Origin of the sequence: Micromonospora citrea (assembly GCF_049629545.1) — a bacterium.
GTDB classification, from domain to species: domain Bacteria; phylum Actinomycetota; class Actinomycetes; order Mycobacteriales; family Micromonosporaceae; genus Micromonospora; species Micromonospora citrea_A.
This window is the reverse complement of the sequence record NZ_JBNADX010000008.1, coordinates 108,314-134,227: the sequence shown is the minus strand read 5'-3', so window position 1 is coordinate 134,227 and position 25,914 is coordinate 108,314. Positions and strand designations below refer to the sequence as shown.

Annotated in this window: 29 protein-coding genes and 1 pseudogene; 17 read left to right on the top strand and 13 right to left on the bottom strand. The window is 73.7% G+C overall.

The genetic code is table 11. The annotated features are described in order from the left end of the window. Window positions 1-5 precede the first annotated feature (5 nt). From ACPFP2_RS11785 to ACPFP2_RS11770, 4 genes are read left to right on the top strand one after another with little or no spacing between them, the layout of a single operon-like run. Window positions 6-1,298, top strand: coding sequence for a lysine N(6)-hydroxylase/L-ornithine N(5)-oxygenase family protein (locus ACPFP2_RS11785; RefSeq protein ID WP_424088859.1), 1,293 nt, complete (start codon window positions 6-8; stop codon window positions 1,296-1,298). Then, the gene (locus ACPFP2_RS11780; protein ID WP_424088858.1) at window positions 1,295-1,870 is read left to right on the top strand and encodes a GNAT family N-acetyltransferase; all 576 of its coding nucleotides are present in this window, start codon (window positions 1,295-1,297) and stop codon (window positions 1,868-1,870) included. The genes ACPFP2_RS11785 and ACPFP2_RS11780 overlap by 4 nt, the downstream gene beginning before the upstream one ends. Continuing rightward, window positions 1,867-3,651 (top strand): IucA/IucC family protein, encoded by a 1,785-nt coding sequence (locus tag ACPFP2_RS11775; RefSeq protein WP_424088857.1) that lies wholly within the window; start codon window positions 1,867-1,869, stop codon window positions 3,649-3,651. Before ACPFP2_RS11780 ends, ACPFP2_RS11775 begins: the two co-directional genes overlap by 4 nt. After that, entirely contained in the window at window positions 3,648-5,159 is a 1,512-nt protein-coding gene (locus tag ACPFP2_RS11770; protein ID WP_424088856.1) for an MFS transporter, read from the top strand. Before ACPFP2_RS11775 ends, ACPFP2_RS11770 begins: the two co-directional genes overlap by 4 nt. 167 nt (window positions 5,160-5,326) lie before the next feature. On the opposite strand, the gene ACPFP2_RS11765 is transcribed toward ACPFP2_RS11770, so the two are convergent. The 3 genes from ACPFP2_RS11765 to trmB all read right to left on the bottom strand — a co-directional run bounded on the left by ACPFP2_RS11765 (window position 5,327) and on the right by trmB (window position 9,405). Next, window positions 5,327-5,974: a hypothetical protein gene (locus tag ACPFP2_RS11765; protein WP_424088855.1), complete on the bottom strand. Its 648-nt coding sequence runs from the start codon at window positions 5,972-5,974 to the stop codon at window positions 5,327-5,329. A 119-nt stretch (window positions 5,975-6,093) separates the two neighbouring features. Next, window positions 6,094-8,598 carry a DEAD/DEAH box helicase gene (locus tag ACPFP2_RS11760; RefSeq protein ID WP_424088853.1) on the bottom strand — a complete coding sequence of 835 codons (2,505 nt, stop codon included), beginning with the start codon at window positions 8,596-8,598 and terminating at the stop codon, window positions 6,094-6,096. Window positions 8,599-8,694: 96 nt separating this feature from the next. Beyond that, window positions 8,695-9,405 carry a tRNA (guanosine(46)-N7)-methyltransferase TrmB gene (gene trmB, locus ACPFP2_RS11755; protein ID WP_424088851.1) on the bottom strand — a complete coding sequence of 237 codons (711 nt, stop codon included), beginning with the start codon at window positions 9,403-9,405 and terminating at the stop codon, window positions 8,695-8,697. A 134-nt stretch (window positions 9,406-9,539) separates the two neighbouring features. Here trmB and ACPFP2_RS11750 point away from each other — a divergent pair, with 134 nt between their 5' ends. Both ACPFP2_RS11750 and ACPFP2_RS11745 read left to right on the top strand, forming a co-directional pair. After that, on the top strand, window positions 9,540-10,145 hold the full coding sequence (locus tag ACPFP2_RS11750; protein WP_424088849.1) for a hypothetical protein: 606 nt from the start codon (window positions 9,540-9,542) through the stop codon (window positions 10,143-10,145). Window positions 10,146-10,150: 5 nt separating this feature from the next. Continuing rightward, entirely contained in the window at window positions 10,151-10,837 is a 687-nt protein-coding gene (locus tag ACPFP2_RS11745; RefSeq protein WP_424088848.1) for a class F sortase, read from the top strand. 24 nt (window positions 10,838-10,861) lie between these two features. Here the strand turns inward: ACPFP2_RS11745 and ACPFP2_RS11740 are convergent, their stop codons facing one another. The 4 genes from ACPFP2_RS11740 to ACPFP2_RS11725 all read right to left on the bottom strand — a co-directional run bounded on the left by ACPFP2_RS11740 (window position 10,862) and on the right by ACPFP2_RS11725 (window position 14,061). Next, window positions 10,862-11,182 carry an antibiotic biosynthesis monooxygenase family protein gene (locus tag ACPFP2_RS11740; protein WP_424088847.1) on the bottom strand — a complete coding sequence of 107 codons (321 nt, stop codon included), beginning with the start codon at window positions 11,180-11,182 and terminating at the stop codon, window positions 10,862-10,864. Window positions 11,183-11,220: 38 nt separating this feature from the next. Further along, window positions 11,221-12,018 (bottom strand): exodeoxyribonuclease III, encoded by a 798-nt coding sequence (locus ACPFP2_RS11735; RefSeq protein WP_424088846.1) that lies wholly within the window; start codon window positions 12,016-12,018, stop codon window positions 11,221-11,223. Between the two features lie 37 nt (window positions 12,019-12,055). Beyond that, window positions 12,056-12,955 carry a hypothetical protein gene (locus ACPFP2_RS11730; RefSeq protein WP_424088845.1) on the bottom strand — a complete coding sequence of 300 codons (900 nt, stop codon included), beginning with the start codon at window positions 12,953-12,955 and terminating at the stop codon, window positions 12,056-12,058. Window positions 12,956-13,140: 185 nt separating this feature from the next. Next, window positions 13,141-14,061: a proteasome assembly chaperone family protein gene (locus ACPFP2_RS11725; protein WP_424088844.1), complete on the bottom strand. Its 921-nt coding sequence runs from the start codon at window positions 14,059-14,061 to the stop codon at window positions 13,141-13,143. Window positions 14,062-14,483: 422 nt separating this feature from the next. Between ACPFP2_RS11725 and ACPFP2_RS11720 the strand changes: the two genes are divergently transcribed. From ACPFP2_RS11720 to ACPFP2_RS11710, 3 genes are all read left to right on the top strand, one after another. Continuing rightward, window positions 14,484-15,362: a peptidase M23 gene (locus tag ACPFP2_RS11720; RefSeq protein WP_424088843.1), complete on the top strand. Its 879-nt coding sequence runs from the start codon at window positions 14,484-14,486 to the stop codon at window positions 15,360-15,362. A 73-nt stretch (window positions 15,363-15,435) separates the two neighbouring features. Next, the gene (locus ACPFP2_RS11715; RefSeq protein ID WP_172892505.1) at window positions 15,436-15,585 is read left to right on the top strand and encodes a hypothetical protein; all 150 of its coding nucleotides are present in this window, start codon (window positions 15,436-15,438) and stop codon (window positions 15,583-15,585) included. Window positions 15,586-15,620: 35 nt separating this feature from the next. Next, window positions 15,621-16,400: an EcsC family protein gene (locus ACPFP2_RS11710; protein ID WP_424088842.1), complete on the top strand. Its 780-nt coding sequence runs from the start codon at window positions 15,621-15,623 to the stop codon at window positions 16,398-16,400. 194 nt (window positions 16,401-16,594) lie between these two features. Here the strand turns inward: ACPFP2_RS11710 and ACPFP2_RS11705 are convergent, their stop codons facing one another. Together ACPFP2_RS11705 and ACPFP2_RS11700 are read right to left on the bottom strand one after the other, a co-directional pair. After that, the gene (locus ACPFP2_RS11705) at window positions 16,595-17,446 is read right to left on the bottom strand and encodes a GDSL-type esterase/lipase family protein (RefSeq protein ID WP_424088841.1); all 852 of its coding nucleotides are present in this window, start codon (window positions 17,444-17,446) and stop codon (window positions 16,595-16,597) included. A gap of 119 nt (window positions 17,447-17,565) precedes the next feature. Then, window positions 17,566-18,186 (bottom strand): antibiotic biosynthesis monooxygenase, encoded by a 621-nt coding sequence (locus ACPFP2_RS11700; RefSeq protein ID WP_424088840.1) that lies wholly within the window; start codon window positions 18,184-18,186, stop codon window positions 17,566-17,568. Window positions 18,187-18,365: 179 nt separating this feature from the next. Here ACPFP2_RS11700 and ACPFP2_RS11695 point away from each other — a divergent pair, with 179 nt between their 5' ends. From ACPFP2_RS11695 to ACPFP2_RS11685, 3 genes are read left to right on the top strand one after another with little or no spacing between them, the layout of a single operon-like run. Further along, entirely contained in the window at window positions 18,366-18,629 is a 264-nt protein-coding gene (locus ACPFP2_RS11695) for a DUF6343 family protein (RefSeq protein WP_424088839.1), read from the top strand. A gap of 12 nt (window positions 18,630-18,641) precedes the next feature. After that, a complete protein-coding gene (locus ACPFP2_RS11690) occupies window positions 18,642-20,054 on the top strand; it encodes an NADP-dependent succinic semialdehyde dehydrogenase (RefSeq protein WP_424088838.1) in 1,413 nt (470 codons plus the stop codon). 38 nt (window positions 20,055-20,092) lie between these two features. Continuing rightward, window positions 20,093-21,058: a TIGR03885 family FMN-dependent LLM class oxidoreductase gene (locus ACPFP2_RS11685; RefSeq protein WP_424088837.1), complete on the top strand. Its 966-nt coding sequence runs from the start codon at window positions 20,093-20,095 to the stop codon at window positions 21,056-21,058. Between the two features lie 13 nt (window positions 21,059-21,071). Here the strand turns inward: ACPFP2_RS11685 and ACPFP2_RS11680 are convergent, their stop codons facing one another. Both ACPFP2_RS11680 and ACPFP2_RS11675 read right to left on the bottom strand, forming a co-directional pair. After that, window positions 21,072-21,605, bottom strand: a complete 534-nt coding sequence (locus tag ACPFP2_RS11680; protein ID WP_424088836.1) for a GNAT family N-acetyltransferase — start codon at window positions 21,603-21,605, stop codon at window positions 21,072-21,074. Between the two features lie 13 nt (window positions 21,606-21,618). Next, a complete protein-coding gene (locus ACPFP2_RS11675) occupies window positions 21,619-22,194 on the bottom strand; it encodes an MFS transporter (protein WP_424088835.1) in 576 nt (191 codons plus the stop codon). Between the two features lie 109 nt (window positions 22,195-22,303). Between ACPFP2_RS11675 and ACPFP2_RS11670 the strand changes: the two are divergent. The 3 genes and pseudogenes from ACPFP2_RS11670 to ACPFP2_RS11660 form a co-directional block, all read left to right on the top strand. Further along, window positions 22,304-22,771: pseudogene (locus ACPFP2_RS11670) on the top strand (snapalysin family zinc-dependent metalloprotease); the annotation flags it as partial. Window positions 22,772-22,840: 69 nt separating this feature from the next. Then, window positions 22,841-23,533, top strand: a complete 693-nt coding sequence (locus ACPFP2_RS11665) for a S1 family peptidase (RefSeq protein WP_424088983.1) — start codon at window positions 22,841-22,843, stop codon at window positions 23,531-23,533. A 154-nt stretch (window positions 23,534-23,687) separates the two neighbouring features. Then, window positions 23,688-24,197, top strand: coding sequence for a GNAT family N-acetyltransferase (locus tag ACPFP2_RS11660; protein WP_424088834.1), 510 nt, complete (start codon window positions 23,688-23,690; stop codon window positions 24,195-24,197). A gap of 43 nt (window positions 24,198-24,240) precedes the next feature. Here the strand turns inward: ACPFP2_RS11660 and ACPFP2_RS11655 are convergent, their stop codons facing one another. Beyond that, window positions 24,241-24,432, bottom strand: a complete 192-nt coding sequence (locus ACPFP2_RS11655; RefSeq protein ID WP_424088981.1) for a DUF397 domain-containing protein — start codon at window positions 24,430-24,432, stop codon at window positions 24,241-24,243. Further along, a complete protein-coding gene (locus tag ACPFP2_RS11650; RefSeq protein ID WP_424088979.1) occupies window positions 24,429-25,154 on the bottom strand; it encodes a Scr1 family TA system antitoxin-like transcriptional regulator in 726 nt (241 codons plus the stop codon). The genes ACPFP2_RS11655 and ACPFP2_RS11650 overlap by 4 nt, the downstream gene beginning before the upstream one ends. A gap of 214 nt (window positions 25,155-25,368) precedes the next feature. Between ACPFP2_RS11650 and ACPFP2_RS11645 the strand changes: the two genes are divergently transcribed. Then, window positions 25,369-25,590, top strand: a complete 222-nt coding sequence (locus ACPFP2_RS11645; protein WP_424088833.1) for a hypothetical protein — start codon at window positions 25,369-25,371, stop codon at window positions 25,588-25,590. Beyond that, window positions 25,587-25,838 (top strand): flavin reductase, encoded by a 252-nt coding sequence (locus ACPFP2_RS11640; protein ID WP_424088832.1) that lies wholly within the window; start codon window positions 25,587-25,589, stop codon window positions 25,836-25,838. The genes ACPFP2_RS11645 and ACPFP2_RS11640 overlap by 4 nt, the downstream gene beginning before the upstream one ends. Window positions 25,839-25,914: the final 76 nt, after the last annotated feature.

Sequence of the window (25,914 nt, the reverse complement as noted above, 5' to 3'; positions counted from 1 at the left end):
CACCCGTGTCGACCCACGACTTCATCGCCGTCGGACTGGGCCCGTACAACCTCGGCCTGGCCTGCCTCGCCGAGCCGATCGGTGACCTCGACGGCCTGTTCCTGGAGGCGCGCGACGCCTTCGACTGGCACCCCGGCATGCTGCTGGAGTCGACCCACCTGCAGACGCCGTTCATCGCCGACCTGGTCACCCTGGCCGACCCGACCTCGCCGTACTCCTTCCTGAACTACCTCAAGGAGTCCGGCCGGCTCTACCCGTTCTACATCCGGGAGAACTTCTTCCCGCTGCGCGCCGAGTACAACGACTACTGCCGCTGGGCCGCCGCGAAACTGCCCGGCGTCCGCTTCGGCCACGAGGTCACCGCCATCGAGTACGACCCCACCGACGAGCGGTACGTCGTGCACGCCACGGTGGCCGGCGACCGGGTGACCCACCGCGCCCGGCACCTGGTGCTCGGCACCGGCACCCCGCCGCACCTGCCCGAGGCGTGCCGGGGGCTGGGCGGCGACCTGATCCACAACTCGCGGTACCGGGAGCACCGGGCGGCGTTGCGGGCCAGACGCAGCATCACCGTGGTCGGCAGTGGGCAGAGCGCGGCCGAGATCTACCACGACCTGCTCGCCGACATCGACACGTACGGCTACCGGCTCACCTGGGTGACCCGCTCGCCGCGGTTCTTCCCGCTGGAGTACACCAAGCTCACCCTGGAGATGACCTCGCCGGACTACGTGGACTACTTCCACGCCCTGCCCGAGCCGACCCGCTACCGGTTGGAGGCGGAGCAGAAGGGCCTGTTCAAGGGGATCAACGCCGACCTGATCAACGACATCTACGACCTGCTGTACGCCAAGAACGTGCACGGTCCGGTGCCGACCCGGCTGATGACCAACACCACGCTGCGCACCGCCGCGTACGACGAGCCGTCCGGCACGTACACGCTGGGGCTGCGCAACGTCGAGCAGGGCCGCGACCTCACCCTCACCACCGAGGGGCTGGTGCTGGCCACCGGCTACCACTACCGGGTGCCCGAGTTCCTGGACCCGATCCGCGACCGACTCCGCTGGGACTCCCACGGCCGCTTCGACGTCGCCCGCAACTACAGCGTCGACCACACCGGCCGGGGCGTCTTCCTCCAGAACGCCGCCACCCACGCGCACAGCGTCACCTCGCCCGACCTGGGCATGGGCCCGTACCGCAACTCGTGGATCATCCGGGAGCTGACCGGGCGGGAGCACTACCCGATCGAGGCGCGCATCGCCTTCCAGGAGTTCGGCGTGCCGGCCGGAGCGGCATCGTGACCGCGCCGAGCTTCCGTCGGGTCGACGAGCGGCTGGGGGAGTTCACGCTGCGCCCCCTCGACCCGGACGGCGACGCGGCGCTGCTGCACCGCTGGGTCACCCACCCCAAGGCCGCGTTCTGGATGATGCAGGACGCCGATGTGGCCCGGGTGGCCGAGGCGTACCGGCGGATCGCCGCGCACCCGCACCACGACGCCTTCCTCGGATCCTGGCGCGGCCGGCCGGCGTTCCTCGCCGAACGGTACGACCCCGCCCACGTCGAACTCGCCGGCCGGTACGACCACGTCGACGGCGACGTCGGCATGCACTTCCTGTGCGCGCCCACCGACACCCCCGTGCCCGGCTTCACCCGCGTGGTCATCACCACCGTGCTGGCCTGGCTCTTCGCCGACCCCGCCACCCGCCGGGTCGTCGTGGAGCCGGACGTGCGCAACACCGCCGTGCACGCGCTCAACGCCGCCGTCGGTTTCACCGTCGTCGGCCCGATCCGTAAGCCGGAGAAGGACGCCCTGCTCAGCGTCTGCACCCGCGACCAGTTCCGGACCGCCACCCGAGGAGCCGTGCCCGCGTGAACGCGACCGCATCCGTGGACCACCTGACCCCGCCGCGCTGGGACGCGGCCAACCGGCTGCTGGTCCGCAAGGCCCTGGCGGAGTTCGCCCACGAGCGCCTGATCGTCCCCGAACCGACGGGCGCGGACCGCTACCTGGTCCGCAGCGACGACGGGGCGGTCGAGTACCGGTTCACGGCCCGCCGCTTCGCCCTCGACCACTGGCAGGTCGACGCCGCCGGGATCACCCGGCACGCCGGGGGACGGGAACTGCCCCTCGACGCCGTCGACCTCTGCCTGGAACTGCGCGGCGCGCTCGGCCTCTCCGACGAGGTCCTGCCCGTCTACCTGGAGGAGATCAGCTCGACCCTGGCCGGGACGGCGTACAAGCTCGGCAAGCCGGAGGTGAGCGCCGCCGACCTGGTCAAGGCGGAGTTCCAGGAGATCGAGACGGAGATGACCGAGGGGCATTCCTGCTTCGTGGCCAACAACGGCCGGATCGGCTTCGGGGTGCACGAGTACCACCGGTACGCCCCGGAGGCCGCCCGGCCGGTGCGGCTGCTCTGGCTGGCCGCGCACCGCGATCACGCCACCTTCAGCAGCGCCGCCGACCTCGACCACGACACGCTGCTCCGGGCCGAACTGGGCGCGGACACCCTCGCCGGCTTCGCGCGTACCCTCACCGACCTCGGCCTGGACCCGGCCGACTACCTGTACATCCCGGTGCACCCCTGGCAGTGGTGGAACAAGCTCTCCGTCAGCTTCGCCGGCGAGGTCGCCCGGCGCCGGCTGGTGTGCCTCGGCGAAGGGCCGGACGAATACCTCGCCCAGCAGTCGATCCGCACCTTCTTCAACGTCACCGACCCGACCCGGCACTACGTCAAGACCGCCCTGTCGGTGCTGAACATGGGCTTCATGCGGGGCCTGTCCGCCGCGTACATGGAGAACACCCCGGCCATCAACGACTGGCTCGCCGACCTCGTCGCCGCCGACCCCGTGTTCCGGCGCACCCGGCTGTCGATCATCCGGGAGCGGGCCGCCGTCGGGTACCGCCACCGCCAGTACGAGGCGGCGACCGACCGGTACTCCCCGTACCGCAAGATGCTGGCGGCGTTGTGGCGGGAGAGCCCGGTCCCCGGCCTGGAACCGGGGCGGCGGCTGGCCACCATGGCGTCGCTGCTGCACGTCGACCGGGCGGGGCGTTCGTTCGCCGGGGCGCTGGTCGCCCGGTCGGGGCTGGCCCCGCAGGTGTGGCTGCGCCGCTACCTCGACGCCTACCTGGTCCCGTTGCTGCACAGCCTCTACGCCCACGACCTCGCGTTCATGCCGCACGGGGAGAACGTCATCCTCGTCCTGCACGACGGGGTGGTCGAGCGGGTGATCTTCAAGGACATCGCCGAGGAGATCGCGGTGATGGACCCGGAGGCCGACCTGCCGGAGCCGGTACGCCGGATCCGGGTCGCCGTGCCGGAGGACGAGAAGATCCTGTCGATCTTCACGGACGTCGTCGACTGCTTCCTGCGCCACCTCAACGCCATCCTGGTCACCGAGGGCGTCCTCGACGAGGACACCTTCTGGCGCACGGTCGCCGCGACCGCCGCGGACTACGCCGACAGCGTCCCGCACCTGGCCGACCGGTTGCGCCGGTACGACCTGTTCGCCGCGGAGTTCCCGCGGTCGTGTCTCAACCGGCTGCAACTGCGCAACAACCGGCAGATGGTCGACCTCGCCGACCCGTCGGCCGCGCTCCAGTTCGTCGGCACCCTGGCCAACCCGCTCGCCCGCTTCGCCCCGCAGCGGTGAGCGCCGCCGCCCCGACCGCCGCCGCGCCGTCCACGGTGGCGGCGCGCGGCGACGTGCCGGTCCGCCACCGATGGCTGATCCTGGCGGTGCTCTGCCTCGCCCAGGTGATCGTGGTGCTGGACAACACCGTGCTGACCGTGGCGATCCCGGTGCTCACCACCGAACTCGACGCCACCACCGGTGACGTCCAGTGGATGATCAACGCGTACGCCCTGGTGCTCTGCGGCCTGCTGCTCAGCGCCGGCAGCGCCGCCGACCGGTACGGCCGCCGCCGGATGCTGCTGGCCGGCCTGGTCCTGTTCGGGGCCGGCTCGCTCGCCGCCGGGCTGGCCCGCTCGGGCGGGCAGTTGATCGCGGCCCGGGCCGGCATGGGCGTCGGCGGGGCCCTGTTGGTCACCGCCACCCTCGCGGTGGCCATGCAGGTCTTCCACGGGGCGCAGCGGCAGCGGGCGATCGGTCTCTGGGCGGCGACCAGCGCGCTGGGCTTCGCCGCCGGCCCACCGGTCGGCGGGGCCATCCTGGCCCACCTGCCGTGGCAGGCCGTCTTCCTGGCCAACCTGCCGGTGGTGCTGGTCTGTCTGCTGGCGGTCCGGGCGTTGGTCCCGGAGTCGCGCGAGGAGCGCGGTGGCCGTCCCGACCTCGGTGGCGTGCTGCTCTCCACGGCCGGGCTGACCGGCATCGTCTGGGCGATCATCGCCGGGCCGGACGTGGGGTGGCGCGCTCCGGCGGTGCTCGGCGCGGCCGGTGGCGGGATCGTGCTGCTGGCGGGCTTCGTGCTGTGGGAACGGCGGATCCCAGATCCCATGCTGGACATGGACCTGTTCCGGCACCGGCGGTTCGTCGGCGCGGTCTGCGGGGTCGTACTGATCACCTTCGGGGCCACCGGGGCGCTGTTCCTGCTCACCCAGCACCTGCAGTTCATCCGCGGCTACACCGCCTGGGAGGCCGGCCTGCGGATGGTGCCCTTCGCGCTCTCCATCGTGGTGCTCAACGTCGCGGGCGTCGCCGCCGCGCTGATCCGCCGGCTGGGGGTGCCGGCGGCGATCGCGGTCGGCATGGTGCTGCTGGCCGCCGGGCTCGCGCTGGTCACCCACGCCCCGGGGGACGGATATCCGGTGCTGCTCGCCGGGCTGCTGGTGATGGGCACCGGCTGCGCGCTGGCCAACCCGGCCATCGTCGAGGCGGTGATGAGCGCGATCCCGGCGGAGAAGGCCGGCGCCGGGGCCGGGGTGGACGGCACCATGACCGAACTCGGCGGCAGTCTCGGCATCGCCGTGCTGGGCGCGGTGCTCAACGCCCGGTTCGGCGCGCTGCTGCCGGCCGCCCTGGCCGGCGCCGGGTCGTTCCCGGCGGCGCTGGCCGCCGCCCGCACGGAGGACGAACGCGGGCTCGTCTCCGACGCCTTCCGGGTGGCGCTGGAGACCGGTCAGACGGTCGGCGCGGTGGCCGTCCTCGTCGGCGGGCTCGTCGCGGCCGGGCTGATCCGCCGGGCCGAGCGCGCCCGCTGACCCGCCGACCGCGCCTGCGCGCCGAGCCGGCCCGCCGAACGGCCGTGCGTGCCCGCTGGGCCGGTCCGCGGTTTGCGGCATGTCGCGGTGTCCCGAGCGAAGGACACCGCGACATGCCGCAAACGGAGATGAGGATGCCCGGCTGGCCCGGGCGGGGGTGCGGGTCGTCAGGCGGCGGTGGACCAGATGGCGCGGAAGGCGGCGGCCTCCCCGGCCAGCCAGCGCTCCACCTGATCGGGCTTGGCGTCGGCGGGCATCCGGTGGGCCGTGCCGCGCCGCACGTCGACCAGGACCGGCTCGGCGTGCGGCAGCACCGCGTCCATGTGGCGGGCCATCAGGTGCAGGGTCGCCAGCGTCGCCTCCTCGCTCGGCGGCGTCTCGTCGAAGTGCAGGCGGACCGCCTCGGCGTGGCCGTCGGCGTACCGGACGCCGAAGTGTGGGTTGATCTTGACGGGTAGGTCGCCCAGCATCGCGAGCGCGTCGCGGGTCTGGGCCAGCTCCACCGACCTCGGGTCGCCGAGGGACTCCAGCCAGGCGGTCGCCCCGGGGACCAGCGCCTGGTAGAGCGGGCGCCAGCGGGGCTTGACCAGATCGGCCACCTGCGCCAGGTGGGTGCCGCCGGTGTGGAAGGCGACGTCGGCCTTGAGCGCCTTGACGAACTGGCCGTGCGGGTTGAAGCCCGAGCGGCTGGCCCGCTGCTTGCGCAGCCCGCCGACGAAGGTGGCCTTGGTGGGGCCGGTGCGGTCGACGTACCGGGTGAAACCGAGGAGGGTGGCGTAGGGGGTGAGCGGGGTCGCGGAGGTGGGCGCGGTCACGAGCATCCTCCCAGGTCAGGAACTCGATTAGTACATACATTCTAATCGACGGGCCTGACATCGCCCAGGGTACGAAAAGGGCCGACCGGGCATCCCGGACGGCCCTTTTCGAGAAGTTCCTACAGCTGTCCCACGTCCGTGATCCGGACGACCGCCGCGCCCGTCTCGTCGGAGGCGGCCAGGTCCACCTCCGCGCTGATGCCCCAGTCGTGGTCGTCGTCGGGGTCGTCGAGGATCTGCCGTACGGTCCACCGCTCCCGGCCCTGCTCGATCATCAGCAGCGCCGGCCCGCGCGCGTCCGGCCCCACCCCGATCGCGTCGTACGACTCGAAGTACGGCTCCAGCGCGTCGGCCCACGCGTCGGCGTCCCAGCCGTCGGCGGCGTCGAGCTCGCCGAGCAGATCCCAGCGGCGCAGCGCGGCCAGCTCGACCCGGCGGAACAGCGCGTTGCGCACCAGCACCCGGAAGGCCCGCGCGTTGCGGGTCACCGCCGGCGGACGATCGTCCAGGCTGGCGGCGACCTCCGCCACGTCGGACGGGTTGCGCAGCCGCTCCCACTCGTCGATCAGGCTGGAGTCGACCTGGCGGACCAGTTCGCCCAGCCACTCGATGAGGTCGACCAGCTCCTCGGTCTTGGCGTCCTCGGGGACCGTCTGCCGCAGCGTCTTGTACGCGTCGGCCAGGTAGCGCAGCACCAGCCCCTCCGAGCGGGTCAGCCCGTAGAACTGCACGTACTCGCCGAAGGTCATCGCCCGCTCGTACATGTCCCGGACGACGGCCTTGGGGGAGAGCTGGTGGTCGGCGACCCACGGGTGCCCCTGCCGGTACATCTCGTACGCCGACTCCAGCAGCTCCGCCAGGGGCTTGGGCCAGGTCACCTCGTCGAGCAGTTCGAGGCGGGCCTCGTACTCGATGCCCTCGGCCTTCATCGCGGCGACCGCCTCGCCGCGGGCCTTGAACTGCTGCGCGGAGAGCACCTGGCGCGGGTCGTCCAGGATCGACTCGATCACCGAGAGCACGTCCAGGGCGTACGACGGCGACGCCGTGTCCAGCAGCTCGATCGTGGCCAGCGCGAGGGGAGAGAGCGGCTGGTTGAGCGCGAAGTCGAGCTGGAGGTCGACGGTGAGCCGGACCCGCCGGCCGTTCTCGTCGGGCTCGTCGAGCTGCTCGACCACGCCGCCTGCCTTCAGCGCCCGGTAGATGGCGATGGCCCGGCGGATGTGCCGGCGCTGGGCGGCGCGCTCCTCGTGGTTGTCGGTGAGCAGGTGCCGCATCGCGGCGAACGCGTCGCCCGGCCGGCCGATGACGTTGAGCAGCATCGAGTGGCTGACCTGGAAGCTGGAGGTCAGCGGCTCCGGCTCGGCCTCGACCAGCCGCTGGAAGGTCGGCTCGCCCCAGCCGATCGAGCCCTCCGGCGGCTTCTTCTTGACCACCTTGCGGCGCTTCTTCGGGTCGTCGCCGGCCTTGGCGAGGGCCTTCTCGTTCTCGATGACGTGCTCGGGGGCCTGCACGACGACCCGGCCGAGGGTGTCGAAGCCGGCCCGGCCGGCGCGCCCGGCGATCTGATGGAACTCCCGGGCCTTGAGCAGCCGGGTCCGGACGCCGTCGTACTTGCTCAGGCCGGTGAAGAGCACGGTGCGGATCGGCACGTTGATGCCGACACCGAGGGTGTCGGTGCCGCAGATGACCTTGAGCAGCCCGGCCTGGGCCAGGGTCTCCACCAGCCGGCGGTACTTCGGCAGCATGCCGGCGTGGTGCACGCCGATGCCGTGCCGGACCAGCCGGGACAGGGTCTTGCCGAAGCCGGAGGTGAACCGGAAGTTCCCGATCGCCTCGGCGATCATGTCCTTCTCGGCGCGGGTGCAGACGTTGACGCTCATCAGGGCCTGGGCGCGTTCCAGCGCGGCCGCCTGGGTGAAGTGCACGACGTACACCGGGGCCTGCTTGGTCTGGAGCAGCTCCTCCAGGGTCTCGTGCAGCGGCGTCATCGCGTACGAGAAGAGCAGCGGGACCGGCCGTTCGGCCGAGCGGACGACGGCGGTCGGCCGCCCGGTGCGCCGGGACAGGTCGTCGACGAACCGGGTGGTGTCGCCGAGCGTGGCGGACATCAGGACGAACTGCGCCTGCGGCAGCTCGATCAGCGGCACCTGCCAGGCCCAGCCCCGGTCCGGCTCGGCGTAGAAGTGGAACTCGTCCATGACCACCTGGCCGACGTCGGCCCGGGCGCCCTCGCGCAGGGCGAGGTTGGCCAGGATCTCCGCCGTGCAGCAGATGATCGGGGCGTCGGCGTTGACGCTGGCGTCGCCGGTCAGCATGCCGACGTTCTCCGCGCCGAAGACCTCGCAGAGGGCGAAGAACTTCTCCGACACCAGGGCCTTGATCGGGGCGGTGTAGAAGGTCGTCCGGTCGTCGGCCAGGGCGGCGAAGTGCGCCGCGATGGCGACCAGGCTCTTGCCCGATCCGGTCGGGGTGTTCATGATCACGTTCGCGCCGGAGACGATCTCGATGACCGCCTCCTCCTGGTGCGGGTAGAGATCGAGGCCGCGCTCCTTCGCCCAGCCGGCGAACGCGTCGAAGAGGGTGTCGGGGTCGGCGCTTCGAGGCAGCGCGGCAGTGAGAGTCATGGCGCCCCCATCGTGCCCGCCGCACGGCCCCGCGCGCCAACCGGGTCGTCGTCCACCCCGGTCGCGCGCCCCGGAAGGCGCCGGCGAGGGGCGGGGTCAGCGGCGGGTGTGCAGGAGGTCGAAGATCGGGCGGCCCGCGGTGAGGGCGCGGCGCTCGAACTTCGTCACCGGGCGGTGCGCCGGGCGGGGCGCGTACCCGCCGTGCACGTCGACCAGCTCCGGATCGGCGGTGAGCGTGTCGCGCATCGACTCGGCGTACTCGGCCCAGTCGGTGGCGCAGTGCAGCGTCCCGCCCGGGCGCAGCCGGGAGCGCAGCAGCGCCACGTGCCGGGGCTGGATGATCCGCCGCTTGTGGTGCCGGGCCTTCGGCCACGGGTCGGGGAAGTAGACGTGCACCGCGTCCAGGCAGCCCTCCGGCATCGCCCGGACCAGGTCGAGCGCGTCCCCCCGGGCCACCCGGACGTTGCCCAGCCCGTGCCGCTGCACCAGCTCCAGCAGGTTGCCGATTCCGGGCGTGTGCACCTCGACCGCCAGATAATCTCGGTCCGGGTCGGCGGCGGCCATCGAGGCCGTGGCGTCGCCCATGCCGGAGCCGATCTCCAGCACCACCGGAGCGCCGCGACCGAAGAACGCGCCCGGGTCGAACGGCCCGTCCAGCCCGGCCACGTCGAGGCCGTACGCGGGCCAGAGCCGCTCCAGCGCGTCGGTCTGCCGGCCGCTCATCCGGCCACGGCGGGGATGGAAGGTACGGATCCCGGCGGGGTGCGTCGCCGCCGGGACGGCGGGGGTCTGGTCGGTGGAGGTCACAGCGACCCGAGCGTACGCGACGGTTCCGGCGTATCGGATGTGATGTACGCCCGGGGGTGAGACGATTCATCCCGTACGGCAGGCCGGTGCTCCGCTCGCCCCGGCGCTGCCCGAGGGCGCCGAGAGGGGGCAGGGTGTCGGTCACGCTCCAGCGCACCGCCGTGGCGGTCGCCTTCGGTGCGCTCGCCCCGGCGCTGCTCGCCGCCGCGCCGGCCGAGGCCGCCCGTCCCGTCGCCGCCCCGCCGCCCGTGCTCGCGCCGGCCCCGGGTGACCCGTCGGGGGGCTGGCCGGACCAGGGCGGCAACCCGCAGCCACCGCCCGGCAACGTCGTCTTCGTCGAGGTGCGCCCGAGCGTCGTGAGCCCCGGCTATCTGGTCGGCCTGCGGGCCAGTTGCAAGGACAACTCGATCCCGGCGACCGTCGTCTCGGACGCCTTCGGCCGGGTCCAGGTGCATCCGCAGTACGGGCTGCTGACCGCCTCGGCGATGGTCAAGGAGCGCACTCGGCCCGGCAACTACCGGGTCAAGCTGGAGTGCCGCGACGGGGCCACCGCGTCGACGATGCTCCAGGTGGTCAAGCACGTGAAGCCCAGCCCCGGCCCGCACACCGGCTTCGGCGGGGCGGCCGGCGGTCTCGGCCTCGGTGGGCTGCTGGTCCCCGGTGGCCTGGCGCTGACCATCGCCGGGGCGATCGTCGGCATCGTCGCGGCCCGCCGGCCGCGCGGCGCGGCCAGGGGCTGAGCAACGTGCCGGCCCCGCAGCCCTCCGCCGCGCCGGCCGCTCGGCGTGACCGGCGGCAGTCCCGCAGTCCGTGGTCGACGCCGCTGGCCGTGCTGCTGGTGCTGATCGGCGTCTTCGCCACCGGCGCCGGGCTGGGCCGGACGGCCGGGCCGTTCGACTGGGCCGCCGGCCCCGGTACGACGGCGAGCGCCGAGCCGCGGGCCGCCCGGGGCGGTGCCGGCGGGTTGCCGGCGAGCCGGCCGGTCAGCCTCGCCGTCCCGGCGATCCGGGTGGACGCCCCGGTGGCGCCGGTCGGTCAGGCCCGGGACGGGTCGATCGACGTGCCGCCGCTGAACCGGCACCACGAGACCGGCTGGTACGACCGCGGCCCCACCCCGGGCGAGCAGGGTCGGGCGATCATCGTCGGGCACGTCGACTCCAAGAGCGGCCCGGCCGTCTTCTACGACCTGCGCAAGCTCAAGCCCGGCGACCGGATCGAGGTGACCCGCGACGACCGGCGGGTCGCCGTCTTCACCGTCGACTCGGTGGAGCACTTCGACAAGTCGAACCTGCCGGCCGACCGGGTGTACGGCCACGACGGCCCGCCCGCGCTGCGGCTGATCACCTGCGGCGGCGCCTGGGTCGGCGGGAACACCGGCTACGAGGACAACGTCATCGCCTTCGCGTCGCTGGCCGACACCCGGGAGCCCTGAGCCGGCCCGCTGCGGCCCGGGCGGTCAGCCCTTGCCGGGGACGTGCTGGACGACCTCGAACTCCAGCAGGGTCGCGCCGGAGGCCACCGGCCGACGCTGCTCGCCGCCCTCGCCGCCGGCGTGCGCGGCCCGCGACGGCCCGGCCGCCCACGCCTGGTACGCCTCCTCGCTCTCCCAACGGGTGTACACGAAGTAGCGCTGCTCCCCGGCCACCGGCCGCAGCAGCTCGAAGCCGAGGAAGCCGGGGGAGTTCTCCACCGCGCCGGCCCGGGCGGCGAACCGCTTCTCCAGCTCCTCGCCGGCGCCGGGCGGGACGTCGATCGCGTTGATCTTCACGACTGCCATGGCTCCACCCTAGTCACCCGTCGGCGCCGGTGGCCCGGTCAGAACGACTCGACGGCCGGCACCAGGTCGGCGTCCACCACGATCGGGGCGTGGTCGGAGGGGCCCTTGCCCTTGCGCGCCTCCCGGTCGACGTACGCCGAGCGGACCGCGCGGGCGAACGCCGCGGAGGCGTACACCAGGTCGATGCGCATGCCTTTGTTCTGGTGGAACATGCCGGCCCGGTAGTCCCAGTAGGTGTAGGGGCGCGGGCCCTTCATCGGGGTCGGCACCACGTCGCTGAGCCCGAGGTCGCGCAGCGCCGCGAGGGCGGCCCGCTCGGCCGGCGTGACGTGGGTGGAGGTGACGAAGAGCGCCGGGTCCCAGACGTCGTCGTCGGTCGGCGCGACGTTGAAGTCCCCACAGACCGCCACCGGGCCGCCGGAGTCCAGCTCCGGTTCCAGCGCGTCGCGCAGGGCGGCGAACCAGGACAGCTTGTACGCGTAGTGCGGGTCGTCGGGGGCCCGGCCGTTCGGCACGTACACCGACCAGACCCGTACCCCGTCACAGGTGGCCGAGATGGCCCGCGCCTCCGGCTCGGGGAACCCCGGCTCGCCGGGGAACCCGACCGTCACGTCGGCCAGCCCGACCCGGGACAGGATCGCCACCCCGTTCCACCGGCCGTCGCTGTGGCTGGCCACCTCGTAGCCCAGCTCGCCCACCTCGGCGACCGGGAAGGCGCCGTCGGGGCACTTGGTCTCCTGCAGGCAGACCACGTCGGGGCCGGTGCCGGCCAGCCAGTCCAGCAGCCGGGGGAGTCGGGCCTTCACCGAGTTCACGTTCCAGGTCGCCAGGCGCATGTCTCCAGCCTGCCGCATCCGGCCCCGGCCCGCCGCCTCAGCCGTCCCGCGACGCGCCGCCCGGTCCGGTCGGCGGCGCGGGGCCGTCCGCCGGGGCGGTCCTGTCCGGCGATGTCGGTCGGGTCGACGTGACCGGCCGGGAGTCCGGGCGGGGTGGCGGCGCCCCGGCGGTGTCCGGCGCGGTCGCCAGCAGGCGCCGGATCGCCTCGCCGAGCACCGGGTGCACCGGGAACCGCGCCGACAGCCAGCTGAACGTCGCCCGGGCGGCGTCCCGGTTGGCCCGGTAGCCGGGGACCATCTCCGCCAGCGGCAGCTCCTCCGGCGGGTACGCCTGCTCGACGCGACGGGTGGGGTCGAACGGGTCGCGCCGGTGCGCCGTACCGGGGGAGGTGAGCCGAGCCAGCGCCAGCACCCGGTCCACCGCGTACGACTGGATGAACCGTGACGCGTTGAGCCGTTCGCCGCGCGCCTCGCGGTGCAGGCCCACGTACAGGTTGGTCAGCGCCTCGTTCAGGTGGAACTCCACCGTGTCGTACGGCGTGGCCGGTGGCGGGGACGCGCCCTGTGCCGCCAGCCCGGTGGGCGCGTCGGGCCGTTGCCACACCACCCGCGCGCCGGTGAACGACAGGCCGGCCAGCTCGCCGACGGTGAAGACCGCGTACTCGACGAAGATCCCGTCGGCGTAGAGCGCCTTGCGGCCGCGGCGCTCGTTGGCGAAGCTGTACGCCACCGGGCAGGGGGCGGCGAGCCAGTCCACCGAGTCGACGTACCGGGCCACCGCGCCGTCCGCGACGACGAGGAAGAAGTCCAGGTCGGAGTGGGCGTCGAGCCGGTCGTGCGCGGCTCCGGCCGAGCCGAGGCCGAGCAGGGCCACCGTGTCGGGCCGGGTGGCGAGGTGGGCGGCGAGTTCGTCCAGACGTCGGAGCATGGGATGCATGCCGTCGTCCCTTCGATGAAGAGTCGACGTTTCATCCCGTACGGCCCTGCGCCGCCGGGGTCGCGACACCGGTGCCGCCCATTGTCGCCGTTCGGGCCCGGAGGTTCAACCGGCCGTCGCGCTCGGGCCGGGCGGCGCCGCGGACCGGGGTGGTCCGCGGCGTCCCGACGGTCGGCGAGGTGGGGTCAGGTGTTCGGGGTGTCGCCGGGGCGGCTCTGTTCGGCCAGGAAGCGCTCCAGCTCCGCGCCGAGCTCGTCGGCGGTCGGCAGCGGCCCGGCCTCGGTGGCGAGCAGGTTCTTTTCGCCGCGTCCGCGGGCGAAGGCGTCGTACTGCTCCTCCAGGGCCTGGACCAGGGCGGCGGCCTCGTCGGTCTGCGCGACCTGGCGGTCGATCTCCACCCGGACCACCTCGGCGGCGCTGCGCAGGCTGTCGCTGGGCAGCAGCAGCCCGGTGGTGCGCGAGACGGAGGAGAGCAGCACCTCGGCGGCGGCCGGGTACTCGGTCTGGGCCACGTAGTGGGGCACGTGCGCGGCGAAGCCGGCCGCGTCCCGGCCCTGCTCGCCGAGGCGGTACTCCAGCAGGTGCCCGACGCTGCCGGGGACCTGCACGCGCTGCAACCAGGGCTCGTAGCCGGCGATCAGCTCACGCCGGGTGGCGTGGGCGGTCACCCCGGTCGGGCGGGTGTGCGGCACGGCCATCGGGATCGAGTTGAGCCCGACGGTGAGCCGGACGTCGAGCCGGGCGGCCAGGGCGGCGACCGCCGCCACGAACCGCTCCCACTGCAGGTCCGGTTCGGGGCCGGTGAGCAGCAGGAACGGGGTCTCGTCGTCGTCGTGCAGCAGGTGCAGCGCCAGCTCCGGCGCGTCGTAGTGCTCCCAGTGGTCCTCGACGAAGGTCATCACCGGACGCCGGGAGCGGTAGTCGAAGAGCTGGTCGACGTCGAAGGTGGCGATCCGACGCGACTCCAGCGAGGTCAGCAACTGCTCGCGGGCCAGGCGGCCGGCGCTGCCGGCGTCGACGAAGCCGGTGAGCGCCTGGATCAGCACCGGCTGGCCGAGGTCGGGCAGGTCGTCGGTGAGCTGGTACAGCTCGTGTGGGTCGAGCACCGGTTCGGACCTCCTGAGGAAGCGCGCGTACGCGGGGGCCGTGCGCGCACGGCACCCGGTTCGGGGAACGTACCCGCCGTAGGTATCCATTCCAGCAGCGGGCGGGTCGCCGCCGATTCGGTGATCAAAGCTGGGCGAAGCCCCGCATTTCGGCGATCATCCGTACCCGTCCTGCCCGTGCGGCCGGGCCAGGTTCGTCCGAACGGTGGAGGATGCCGATCATGCGCTCGGGGCAGGAGGTGTCCGCCCCGCCGTCCCGGGACGGCGCGAGCCGTGCCGCCTTCCCGGGTTGCCGGGTCTGGCGGTTTCGTCTCCTGCCCGCACGGGGCGGGCGGGGGTGTCCGGTTGCCACCGGCCGGAGTGTGGCCAGCGCCACTGCGTGACGGTGGGTGACCGGCGGTGGGCCTGCCTAGCCTCGTCGAATGCGTGACGACGACACCATCGACGACCAGTACGCCCCCGAGGGCACGACTGGCCGTTCGGACGATACCCCCTCGTCCGTTCAGGTCGGCGTTCTCCGTGGCACCGCGGCGACCCGTCTCCTCCGTACCCGCCTCGGCGCCCTCGTTAACCCCCGCCGCCCGGCCCGGGTGGTCCTCGCCACCGGCGTGGTCTCCTGCCTGGGCCTGGCCACGTTCGCCGGCTTCCAGGCCTTCCCCGCCGACCCGGTGACGCCGGTCGGCGCCGAGGCCGCCCTCGCCGAGCGGGCCCAGCCGGACCCCGCCTCGCGCGGACACGACCGCACCCCGGCCCCCACGTCCCCCGCCCCCGCCTCCCCGACCGCCTCCCCGACCGCCTCCGCGTCCCCCACCGCCACCAAGAAGGCCAAGCCGAAGCCCAAGCCCAAGCCCAAGCCGAAGCGGATCGCCCCGGTGGCCGGTCTGGACCGCATGCAGATGGACAACGCGGTGAAGATCGTCAAGGCCGGCCGCGAGATGGGCGCGCCCCGGCAGGCGCTGGTCGTCGCCGTCGCCACCGCCATGCAGGAGAGCAAGCTCTACAACTACGCCAGCGGCGTGCTGCCCGAGTCGCAGAACTACCCGCACCAGGCCGTCGGATGGGACCACGACTCGGTCGGGCTGTTCCAGCAGCGGCCCAGCAGCGGCTGGGGCACGGTCGCCGACCTGATGGACCCCGCGTACGCCACCCGGGCGTTCCTCGCCGTGCTGCTGGAGATCCCGGGCTGGCAGAACCTCCCGCTGACCGTCGCCGCCCAGGCCGTGCAGGTCTCCGCGTTCCCCGACGCGTACGCCCAGCACGAGTGGCTGGCCGCCGAGGTGGTCGAGGCCGTCCTGGGGTGAGGCGTCGCGGTGGTCGTTCACCGTTTGCCGGTTCGGGGTACACATGATGCAGGACCACCGATCGGAGGACGACATGTCACTGGTGCAGCGAATCACCGCGTTCCTGCGGTCCCCGAAGGGGCAGCAGCTGGTCGACCGGGGTCGGCGCGAGCTGGCCAAGCCGGAGAACCAGGCCAAGCTCAAGCAGGTGGCGAGCCGGTTCTCCGCCGGTCGCCGTCGCTGACCGCCCCTCCCACGCCCTCGACACCGGGAGCCCCCGTGACCGACGCCGTGCCCGTCGACGACGAACCGACCGTCCCCACGCCACCGCCGGCCACCCCCGCCGCCGCGACCACCCCGGTCACCACGCCGAGCGGGGAGCCGGACGCCCCCGAGGCGCCGCCGGCGACGCTCTGGGACCGGATGCGGGAGGACCCGCAGTACGCCCCGGAGCACCTCGCCCTGGAGGCGGTCCGCCGGCTCGGTCCGGAGGCCGCCGCGTGGGCGGCCCGGGCCCGTGCCGAGCGGCCCGACGCCTCCGCCGACGAGCTGGCCGAGCAGGCGGTGCGCCGGTTCGTCAACCGGGCTCGCCTCTCCGGGGCGGTCTCCGGGGCGGCCGGCCTGCCCGGAGCGGTCATCGACGTCGGCGTGCTGGCCTGGACCCAGGCCCGGCTGGTGCTGCACGTCGCCGCCGCGTACGGGGCGGACCCGCTGCACCCGGACCGGGCCACCGACCTGCTGGTGCTGCAGAAGGTGCACAAGGCCGCCGAGGCCGCGCGGCTGGCCCTCGGGGTGGCTGCGGGGCGGGAGCGGGCCGGCGCGCTCTTCGGTCACGCCGCGCAGAGCCCGCTGGGCAAGGTGATGCTGCAACTCGGCGTCCGGCTGGCCCGGATGGCCGGTGTCCGGGCGGCCAAGCGGATGTTCGCCAAGGTCGTCCCCGGTGCCGCGATCATCCTCGGCACCTGGGCCAACTCCTCGGCCACCAAGGATCTCGCCGAGCGTGCCCGGGCGCTCTACCGGGCCGGCCGGCCCGGCGTGCCCCAGCCTCGCCGACCCTGACCCGACGTCCCGACGCCGCCGTCCCCGAACCGGGGCACGGCGGCGTCGTCGTCTCCCCGCGCCGGCGGCCGTCCCGCGCCGTCGTCTGCCCGCCACCGGCTTCCCGGCCTCCCGATCGGGGCGCCGGCGACTGGTCGGTCCGATTCTCGACGACGGCCCGGACCGGTGCACCCGCCGGTGGGTCGGTGGCGCGGTCAGAGCCGCCACCCGGCGGCCGGGAAGGTGACGTCGGCGAGCCGGTTCTGCCCGGAGACGTTGGGGTGGAACCAGTCCAGCGCGTTGACGTCGTCGAGGGTGAACCGGGCCCGGTGCGCCGCGCCGCCGTCGTGCCGGCAGCGTGACCCGTACGCCCGGCAGGCCGCCTTCAGTTGGGCGTTGTAGGCGTCGATCCGCTGCCGGAAGGTGGCCCGGCGGGCCCGGTCGGCCGGCGCGGTGGAGGTCGGGTTCGCCAGCAGCGCCGGGCAGACACCGGCCCGCCAGGCCCGGGTGGCGCGCGGCTCGGTGTGCCCGATCTCCCAGAGCCGGTGCAGGTCGGGGATGCTCACCACCAGCACCCGGGCCTTGGGTCGGCCCTCCCGCAGCACCCGCAGGCCCCGGTCGACCTGGCTGCGGAACGTCGCCACCGGCGTCATCTGGTCGACGTCCTTGCGGCAGGCGTCGTTGGCGCCGATCAGCACGGTCACGTAGTCCGCCTTGTCACGGACGGCGGCCTCGGCCTGACCGGCGAGCGCGCCGGCGCGGGCTCCGGGCGCGGCGTGGTTGCGGGCCCGGCCGCGCAGGCCCGGGTCGGCGTCGAGCAGCCGGCGGTAGTGGCTCTGGACCCGGATGCCGTCGCCGGTGGACCACGAGTTGCGCTGGCAGGAGGTGAGCACCAGGCAGGAGCCGAAGCCGGTGCTGATCGAGTCGCCCAGCGCGGCCATCGTGGCGGGAAGGCCGGGCTGCCCCGGTTTCGGCGTCGGGCGGGGCGAGCCGGACCCGCCCTCCTCGCAGGCGAGGGCGACCAGGGCCAGGAGGCAGGCGGCGGCGGCGACCCAGCGGCGTGGCATGTCTTCCCTCGGTCCGGCGGCACGCGGTGACGGCACGGTGACTGTATGGGGGAGCCCGCCCGGCGCGGTCCGCTCCTGTCGACTTTCAGGCAGGAGCGATACTCAGAAACATTGATCTGCTAGGACGGGTGGCGCGGCGTCCGCCACGGCGCGGGCTGCCCGTGCAGCCACCAGTGCAGCGCCCGGGTGATCCGGGGCAGCACCAGGTACGTCATCAACGGGGTCAGGCAGAGCGTCATGATCAGCGTACGCAGGGCCAGCGGGGTGTCACCGATGAACCGGGCGGTGAGCAGGGTCGCGGTCAGGCTCAACGGGAAGAACGCCAGCCAGATCGTCACGGCCTGCTTCCAGCGCGGCGGGGTGGCCGGCGGGACCGGCTCCCCGGCGGCCGGCGCCGCCAGCTCCACCACGTGGTCCACCGGTGGGTCGAACCAGCCCTCGATGCCGGTGCGCCGCTCCGTGCGGGTGTGCTCGACGATGCCCTGCGCCGAGGTGAGCCACCAGTGCCGCTGCGGGGACTCCTCCCAGCGGCGCAGCGTGTCACCGTCGGCGAAGCGGTAGAGCATGTGCCACTCGGCCGAGCCGGGGGCGCTCTGTACCCAGCCGGCGCCGAGGAAACCCGGGAAGCTCTCGGCCAGCGCGGTGCCGGCACGCATCCAGGCGACCATCTCGTGGGCACGCGCGGGGTCGGCGCGCCGGGCGATCGCGACGGTCACCGGCACCGCGTGGGTCATGGTCATGCCCTCATCCTTCCCGCCGCCCCCGGTGTCGGTCCGGTCGCGGCGCACGGTTGTAACGCAACCCACCGGGCCGTCGCATCCGCCGGATACCCGTTCCGTGGCCGGCATCACCGGCCCGCGTCGAACCGGCGGCGGCGGCCCGCCGGTTAGGGCGATGCCTGCCGGGGTAGCCCGAAGGGATGACGAGATCGCAGCCCCGGCGTGCCCGTGGCACGGTCGGACACGCCTACAGCGCGCTGAACCTCCGCCTGGTGCTGGCCCTGTTCGGCCTGGTCAGCATGACCGTCTTCGCGGTACTCGCCTTCCGGGCCGAGGTGGCCTGGCTGGGCGTGGCGTGCGCGGTCCTCGCCGTGGTCGCCGCGGTCGACCTGGTCGTCATCCAGCGCCGCCGCGCCGCCCGCCGCCGCGAGGAGCCGGGCACGCGGCACTCACTCTTCGAGTGACAGGAGTACGAGATGCCCATCGCCACCACCAACCCCGCCACCGGCCAGGTGCTCAAGTCGTACGACGCAATGTCGGACGAGCAGGTCGACGCCGCGATCGAGCGGGCCGACCTGGCCTTCCACCAGTTGCGGGGCACGACGATCGCGCAGCGGGGACGGTGGCTCGTGGCTGCCGCCGACCGGCTGGAGGCGGAGCGGGACGAGACCGCCCGGCTGATGACCACGGAGATGGGCAAGACGTACGCCGCGGCGAAGGCCGAGGTGACCAAGTGCGCCACGGCCTGCCGGTTCTACGCGGCGCACGCGCCGGAGATGCTCGCCGACGAGCCCGCTGACGCCGGCGCGGTCTCGGCGAAGCGGGCCTTCGTGCGCTACCAGCCGATCGGGCCGGTGCTCGCGGTGATGCCGTGGAACTTCCCGCTCTGGCAGGTGATGCGGTTCGCCGCGCCGGCACTGATGGCCGGCAACACCGGCCTGCTCAAGCACGCCTCCAACGTGCCGCAGACCGCCCTCTACCTGGAGGACCTGTTCCGTCGGGCCGGCTTCCCGGAGGGCGCGTTCAGCACCCTGCTGGTCGGCTCGGACGCGGTGGACCGGATCCTCAGTGATCCCCGGGTCCGCGCCGCCACCCTCACCGGCAGCGAGGGGGCGGGCCGCTCGATCGCGCAGATCGCCGGGCGGGAGCTGAAGAAGACGGTGCTGGAACTCGGCGGCAGCGACCCGTTCGTGGTGATGCCCTCGGCCGACCTGGACCGGGCCGCCGAGGTGGCGACCACCGCCCGGTGCCAGAACAACGGCCAGTCCTGCATCGCCGCGAAGCGGTTCATCGTGCACACCGACGTCTTCGACGCCTTCGCCGAGCGGTTCGCCGCGAACATGGCCGCGCTGCGGGTCGGTGACCCGATGGACGAGCGCACCGACGTCGGCCCGCTGGCCAGCGCCGGCGGCCGGGACGAGATCCACGCCCAGGTGCAGGACGCGGTGGACCACGGCGCGACCGTGCTCTGCGGCGGCGAGCTGCCCGCCGGCGAGGGCTGGTTCTACCCGCCGACCGTGGTCACCGACCTGACCCCGCAGATGCGGATGTGGTCCGAGGAGGTGTTCGGGCCGGTCGCCGGCCTCTACCGGGTGTCGTCGTACGACGAGGCGATCGAGGTCGCCAACGGCACCTCCTTCGGCCTCGGCGCCAACGCGTGGACCACCGACCCGGCCGAGCAGGAGCGCTTCGCCACCGACCTGGACGCCGGCAACGTCTTCATCAACGGGATGACCACGTCGTACCCGGAACTGCCCTTCGGCGGGGTGAAGAACTCCGGGTACGGCCGCGAGTTGTCGGCGATCGGCATGCGGGAGTTCTGCAACACCAAGACCGTCTGGGTGGGGGAGGGCGCCGCCTCGGCCGGCGTCGGCGCCCACGCCGAGTAGCGATTGACCGGACACCGTCATGGGTAGGAACGCTGCCCATGACGGTGTTCGGCTTCCACGCCTCCCACGAGCAGATCCACCCGAGCAAGCTGCTGGAATCGGTGATCCACGCCGAGCGGGCCGGCTTCGCGGCGGCCATGTCCTCGGACCACTTCTCGCCGTGGAGCGCCCGGCAGGGGCAGTCCGCCTTCGCCTGGTCCTGGCTCGGCGCCGCCCTCCAGGCCACCACCCTGCCGTTCGGCGTGGTCAACGCCCCCGGCCAGCGGTACCACCCGGCGATCATCGCGCAGGCGATCGGCACCCTCGGGGCCATGTACCCGGGCCGGTTCTGGGCCGCCCTCGGCTCCGGCGAGGCGAGCAACGAGCACATCACCGGCGACGCCTGGCCGCGCAAGGACGTCCGCAACGCGCGGCTGCGCGAGTGCGTCGACGTCATCCGGGCGCTGCTCGCCGGTGAGGAGGTCAGCCACGACGGGCTCGTCCGGGTGGACCGGGCGAAGCTGTGGACCCGGCCGGAGCAGCCGCCCGCGCTGATCGGCGCGGCGGTCAGCGTCGAGACCGCGCGCTGGTGCGCCGAGTGGGCCGACGGCCTGATCACCGTCAACGCCCCGACCGACCACCTGCGCCAGATGATCGACGCGTACCGGGACGCGGGCGGGCGGGGGCCGCTGCACCTGCAGGTGCACGTGAGCTGGGCGCCCGAGCAGGCCGAGGCCGAGGCGATCGCGTACGACCAGTGGCGCAGCAACGTCTTCGCCCCGCCGGTCTGCTGGGACCTGGACACCGCCGAGCACTTCGACGTGGTCAGCGAGCAGGTGCCGATGGAGAAGGTCACCGAGGTGGTCAACGTCTCGGCCGACCCCGGCCGGCACGTCGGTTGGCTGACCGAGTACGTCGAGCTGGGCTTCGACCAGATCGCCCTGCACCACGTGGGGCAGGAGCAGCGGGCCTTCATCGACACCTTCGGCGCCGAGGTGCTGCCGAAACTGCGCGCCGCCGGCTGATCCCTGTCGGCCGTCAGGTCAGCCGGCGCTGGAGGACCTGGCCGGGCCACGGGGCGCGGCCGGGCCGCTCGACGGTGAACGGGTCGGTGGCGGTGAAACCACAGCCCTCGTAGAAGCGGACCAGGGCGCGGTCGTCACCGCCGTAGCAGTCCACCCGCAGCAGCCCCAGGCCGCGCTCACGGGCCAGCTGCGCCGCGTACGTCAGCAGCCGCGCCCCGATCCCGTGGCCCGCGTGCGCCCGGTCGGTGACCAGCAGGTTCACGTACAGCTCGGGCTCGGTCGCCGGGGGAACGTAAGCGGTTGCCGCACCCACCACGAGCGCGCCCACGGCGGTGTCGCCGCGCATCGCCAGGTACAGGCCGTCGCCGGCGGCCCACTCGTGCGCCTGGGCGATCCGGCGCGGGTCGGTCGTGGCCGCCTCGGTGCCCCACTGGCCGGTCCTGCCCTGAGCGACCAGCCACGCGGTGGCGGCGTCGAGCAGCCGTAGCACGGTCGCCGCGTCGTCGAGGGCCCCGGGCCGGATCGCGATCGTCCGCTCGTCTGTCACGCCGGCCATTCTGCTACGGCCCGGCAAGCGGTCGCTCGTCCAGATAGGTGGTCGCGTTGCCGGCCACCAGGAGTTGGTACGCCAGGTGGGTGTCCGCCGCGAGGGCGGCACCGGCCAGCCCGGCGCCGACGGCGATGCCCAGGTTCGCCACCGCGCGCAGGGTGGCGAAGGCGTGCACCCGGCCCTCGGGTCCGCCGACGGCGGCCACCAGGGCGGCACGGACGGCCAGGTTGCCGGAGGTCAGCAGCGCGTCCGCCACCGCCACCGCGAGCAGCGTGGCGAAGGAGTCGACCAGCAGGTACCCCGCGGCGACGCCGGTCTGGAGCAGTTGCAGCAGCGCGCGCAGCGTACGCGGGTCGCGCCGGTCGGCCAGCGCGCCGAGCGGTACGGCGGCGACCAGGCCGACCAGCCCGGCCACGGTCAGCGCCAGCCCGACCGAGGTGGCGTCGAGCCCGACGTCGCGGGTCAGGTAGAGCGCCGCGCCGGTCAGCCAGAGTCCTGAGCCGACCGTGTTGACCAGCGTGGCCAGTGCCAGGGTGCGCAGCCGGCCGGGTGGGGGCAGCGGGGACCAGCCGGTGGGTGGTCTCATTCAGCGACGGTAGGGCCGGCGTCGGGGCCCGCGTGGCCCGGAGGTGGGCGATCTGAGTCACAGCGCCCGATCGTATGACGGATCCGTTATTAGACCGACGAACATCGATATGTTTAACATCAGCGAACATCTATCGATGGGAGGTCGGATGATCCGACGAGGACACCTCGCGCGTACCGCCGGAGCCCTGCTCGCGGCGGTGCTGGGCGCCACCGGACTCATGGCGGTCGAGGCCACGGCGGCCTCGGCCGCCGTGCGCACCGTCTACTACGACGCCAGCCGGGCCGGCGAGTTCCGCACCAACTTCGACCAGGCCGCCGCGATCTGGAACAGCTCCGTCAGCTCCGTCCGGCTCGCCCCCCGCACGCCGGGCAACGTCACCATCTACGTCGACACCGGCTGGCCCCGCGCCCAGACGACGAGCCTGGGCAACGGCCGGGTGTGGATGGGCTGGCAGGCCGTCAACATGGGGTACGACCGCACCCGGATCGCCACCCACGAGATCGGCCACATCCTCGGCCTGCCCGACCGGCGCACCGGGCTCTGCTCCGACCTGATGTCGGGCAGCAGCGCCCCGGTCTCCTGCAAGAACGCGAACCCGAGCGCGGCCGAGGCGTCCCGGGTCAACCAGCTCTTCGGCGGCACCCTGGCCGCGCCGGCCACGGCCAGCTACAGCTGGTCCGACGACGGCGACGTCAGCCCGATGGTGGTCGGCGGCCGCCCGGCCACCGAGAACTACCCGTGGATGGTCTACACCTCGGGCTGCACCGGCACCCTGATCAAGGCGAACTGGGCGGTCACCGCGAGGCACTGCCCGACGCCCACGTCGGTGCGGGTGGGCAGCATCAACCGCACCAGCGGTGGCACGGTGGTCCGGGTGACCCGCGGGGTCAACCACCCGACCATCGACGTGAAGCTGCTCCAGCTGGCCAGCTCGGTCAGCTACGCCCCGGCCCCGATCCCGACCACCTCCGGCGCCGTCGGCACGGCGACCCGGATCATCGGCTGGGGTCAGACCTGCCCGCAGCGGGGTTGCGGCTCCGCGCCGACGGTGGCCCACGAGCTGGACACCTCGATCGTCTCGGACAGCCGGTGCCTCGGCATCAACGGTCCGTACGAGATCTGCACCAACAACACCAACGGCAACTCCGGCGCCTGCTACGGCGACTCGGGCGGCCCGCAGGTGCGCAGGATCAACGGAGTCTGGAACCTGATCGGCGCCACCAGCCGGGCCGGCAACAACAACTCCACCTGCGCCACCGGCCCGTCCATCTACGGGGACCTGCCGTCGATCCGTACCTGGATCAACACCCAGGTCGGCGGTCTGCCCGTCGCCTGAGCACCAGCCGGTGCCGGCCTCGGCCGGGACCAGGCGAACGCACGCACCACCGGGGCGTCCGTACCAGCCGCAACGTGGCACGGGCGCCCCGCCCGCGTGTCGCGGCGACGAAATCCGCTGGGCGTCCGACCGTCGTCGTGGTGAGGTCGGGACCGTGCAGCGGATCAGGACGGCGCGGACGGACGAACTCGGCGAGCTGCAACGGATCGAGGTGGCCTCCGGCGCGCCGTTCCGCGAGATCGGCATGACCGACATCGCCGACGCGCCGCCGCTCGACCTCGACACGCTCGACGGATGCCAGCGCGACGGCCGGGCCTGGGTGGCGGTGGACGCCGACGACCGGCCGATCGCCTTCGCCGTGGTATGCCTCGTCGACGGCTGCGCCCACGTACGGCAGCTCAGCGTCCACCCCGACCACGCCCGCCGGGGAGTCGGCCGGCGGCTGCTCGACCACGTCGCCGGCTGGGCCGCAGGGGAGGGGCTGCCGGCGCTGACGCTGACCACGTTCCGCAGCGTGCCGTGGAACGCGCCCTACTACGCGCGCTGCGGCTTCCAGGCGTTGTCGCCGGCAGGGATCGGGCCGGGCATGGTGGAGGTGCTGGCGGCCGAGGCGGCGCTGGGCCTGGACATGGACGACCGGGTCGCCATGCGCCGGCCGGTCTGACGACTCACCCGCCGTAGTGGTGGACCCGGTCGGGACGGGTGGGTCAGACCGCGTGGGTCGGGCCGAACTGGTCGACGAAGGCCCGCCAGGCATCCGGGTCGAAGGTGAGCACGCCGCCGTCGCGGTCCTTGGAGTCGCGGACCAGCACGACGCCGGGAAGGTTGTCGGCGACCTCGACACAGTCGCCGCCGTTGGAGCTGCTGCGGGTGCTGGTGCGCCACCGGGCGCCGGTCATCTCAGCCATTCTCGCGCCTTCAGGAGCTGGATCGACTGGTCGCGCGGCAGCGCCACCGACCTGACAGTGTCCCAGACCCGCCACAGGGGAACAACGTCGTTGGTGAGCCGGCCGGCCGCCTGGTCGTCGAGGTAGCCGACGTCCTCGGTGTCGTCGAGGCTGGCGATGACGAAGGCCCCGGCCTGCCCGGGGTGGAAGCCGGCGCGCAGCGGCACCACGTGCAGCAGCACGCGGGAGCGCCGGGCCATCGCCTCCAGGTGGTCGAGCTGCGGGTGCATGATCTCCGGCTCGCCCCGGCGCAGCGCCGCCTCGTCGATGACGAAGACGGTCAGCGGCGGGCGGGGCCGGTCGAAGACCGCCGCCTGCCGGGCCAGCCGCGCGGCCACGTACCCCTCGATCTCGTCGTCGGCGAGCGGGCCGCTGCTGAGCACCGCGTGCGCGTACTCCGGGGTCTGGAGCAGGCCGGGGATCACCGACGGCTGGAACGACCGCAGTGAGGTGGCGTCCTGCTCGACGTCGGCCCATGGCCGGAACCAGGCCGGCTCCCGGCGGCGGACCACCTCCGGCCACAACTCGCCGATCTCCCGGCCCAGTGCCTTCGCCACCGCCGCCCGGTGCCGGGGATGCGGCAGCCGTCCCGGCGACACCCACCGGGCGGCGGTCTTCGGATCCACCCCGGCCTGCTCGGCCAGGGACTCGGCGGTCTCACCCGCCTCGGCCATCGCCACCCGCAACACGTCGTTCACGCCAGCCTCCACGAAGGACGTCCGGAACGTCTGCCGACGCTACCGATACGGAGTGTGCCCGTCCCGCGACGCGCGGAAGGCTCCCGGTAACGGAGCCGCCGCCGTGGCCCGAACCGTCGGCGGGACCGTCGGGCCGCCCCGCCGACGACGCCGGGGCGGCCCGGTCCATCCACGACGTGAGGAGCATCCTGTGCGCTTCCGGTTCTGGCGCAGCCGCCACGAGTCCACCCCGTCCACCCCGGCCGTCGCGCTGCCGAGGCCCCGCGAGCCCGTCCCGGTGCCGAGGCTCCGCCCGTCCTGGGAGAACGCGCCTACCCGACTCTTGCCGACCATGGGCCCGGGACGCACCGGCAACCTGACCCCCGCACAGCGCTGGCGGGCCGGCGGGTGGCGCTGCCCGGAGCAGCGGTGAGCCGTCCGCCCCGGCCGCACGAGCCGATGCGTCCGCTGTGGCGGTGCCGGGCCTGCGGCGCGGAATGGCCCTGCCAGCCGGCCCGGCTGTCGCTGCTGGTGCAGTACCGCCACGACCGGGCCGGGCTGCTGGTGTACCTGGCGACGCTAATGAGCGAGGCCGCCGCGCAACTCGCCCAGCTCGGCGGTCAGGTCCGCCCGGCGGAGCTGACCGACCGCTTCCTCACCTGGGCCAGGGCGCGGCACTGACGGGGCGTCGGGTGCTCCGCCGGTCGCGATGTGCGGCGTGTGGCGGTATCCCGGCGCGGGGACACCGCGACACGCC

What these genes read in the sequence shown, in the direction of transcription:
- ACPFP2_RS11760 (WP_424088853.1), bottom strand. Translation starts at nt 8,598, where the DNA reads ATGACTCTCACTGCCGCGCTGCCTCGAAGCGCCGACCCCGACACCCTC.
- ACPFP2_RS11740 (WP_424088847.1), bottom strand. Translation starts at nt 11,182, where the DNA reads ATGGCAGTCGTGAAGATCAACGCGATCGACGTCCCGCCCGGCGCCGGC.
- ACPFP2_RS11735 (WP_424088846.1), bottom strand. Translation starts at nt 12,018, where the DNA reads ATGCGCCTGGCGACCTGGAACGTGAACTCGGTGAAGGCCCGACTCCCC.
- ACPFP2_RS11730 (WP_424088845.1), bottom strand. Translation starts at nt 12,955, where the DNA reads ATGCATCCCATGCTCCGACGTCTGGACGAACTCGCCGCCCACCTCGCC.
- ACPFP2_RS11720 (WP_424088843.1), top strand. Translation starts at nt 14,484, where the DNA reads ATGCGTGACGACGACACCATCGACGACCAGTACGCCCCCGAGGGCACG.
- ACPFP2_RS11715 (WP_172892505.1), top strand. Translation starts at nt 15,436, where the DNA reads ATGTCACTGGTGCAGCGAATCACCGCGTTCCTGCGGTCCCCGAAGGGG.
- ACPFP2_RS11705 (WP_424088841.1), bottom strand. Translation starts at nt 17,446, where the DNA reads ATGCCACGCCGCTGGGTCGCCGCCGCCGCCTGCCTCCTGGCCCTGGTC.
- ACPFP2_RS11700 (WP_424088840.1), bottom strand. Translation starts at nt 18,186, where the DNA reads ATGACCATGACCCACGCGGTGCCGGTGACCGTCGCGATCGCCCGGCGC.
- ACPFP2_RS11695 (WP_424088839.1), top strand. Translation starts at nt 18,366, where the DNA reads ATGACGAGATCGCAGCCCCGGCGTGCCCGTGGCACGGTCGGACACGCC.
- ACPFP2_RS11690 (WP_424088838.1), top strand. Translation starts at nt 18,642, where the DNA reads ATGCCCATCGCCACCACCAACCCCGCCACCGGCCAGGTGCTCAAGTCG.
- ACPFP2_RS11685 (WP_424088837.1), top strand. Translation starts at nt 20,093, where the DNA reads ATGACGGTGTTCGGCTTCCACGCCTCCCACGAGCAGATCCACCCGAGC.
- ACPFP2_RS11675 (WP_424088835.1), bottom strand. Translation starts at nt 22,194, where the DNA reads ATGAGACCACCCACCGGCTGGTCCCCGCTGCCCCCACCCGGCCGGCTG.
- ACPFP2_RS11655 (WP_424088981.1), bottom strand. Translation starts at nt 24,432, where the DNA reads ATGACCGGCGCCCGGTGGCGCACCAGCACCCGCAGCAGCTCCAACGGC.
- ACPFP2_RS11650 (WP_424088979.1), bottom strand. Translation starts at nt 25,154, where the DNA reads ATGGCCGAGGCGGGTGAGACCGCCGAGTCCCTGGCCGAGCAGGCCGGG.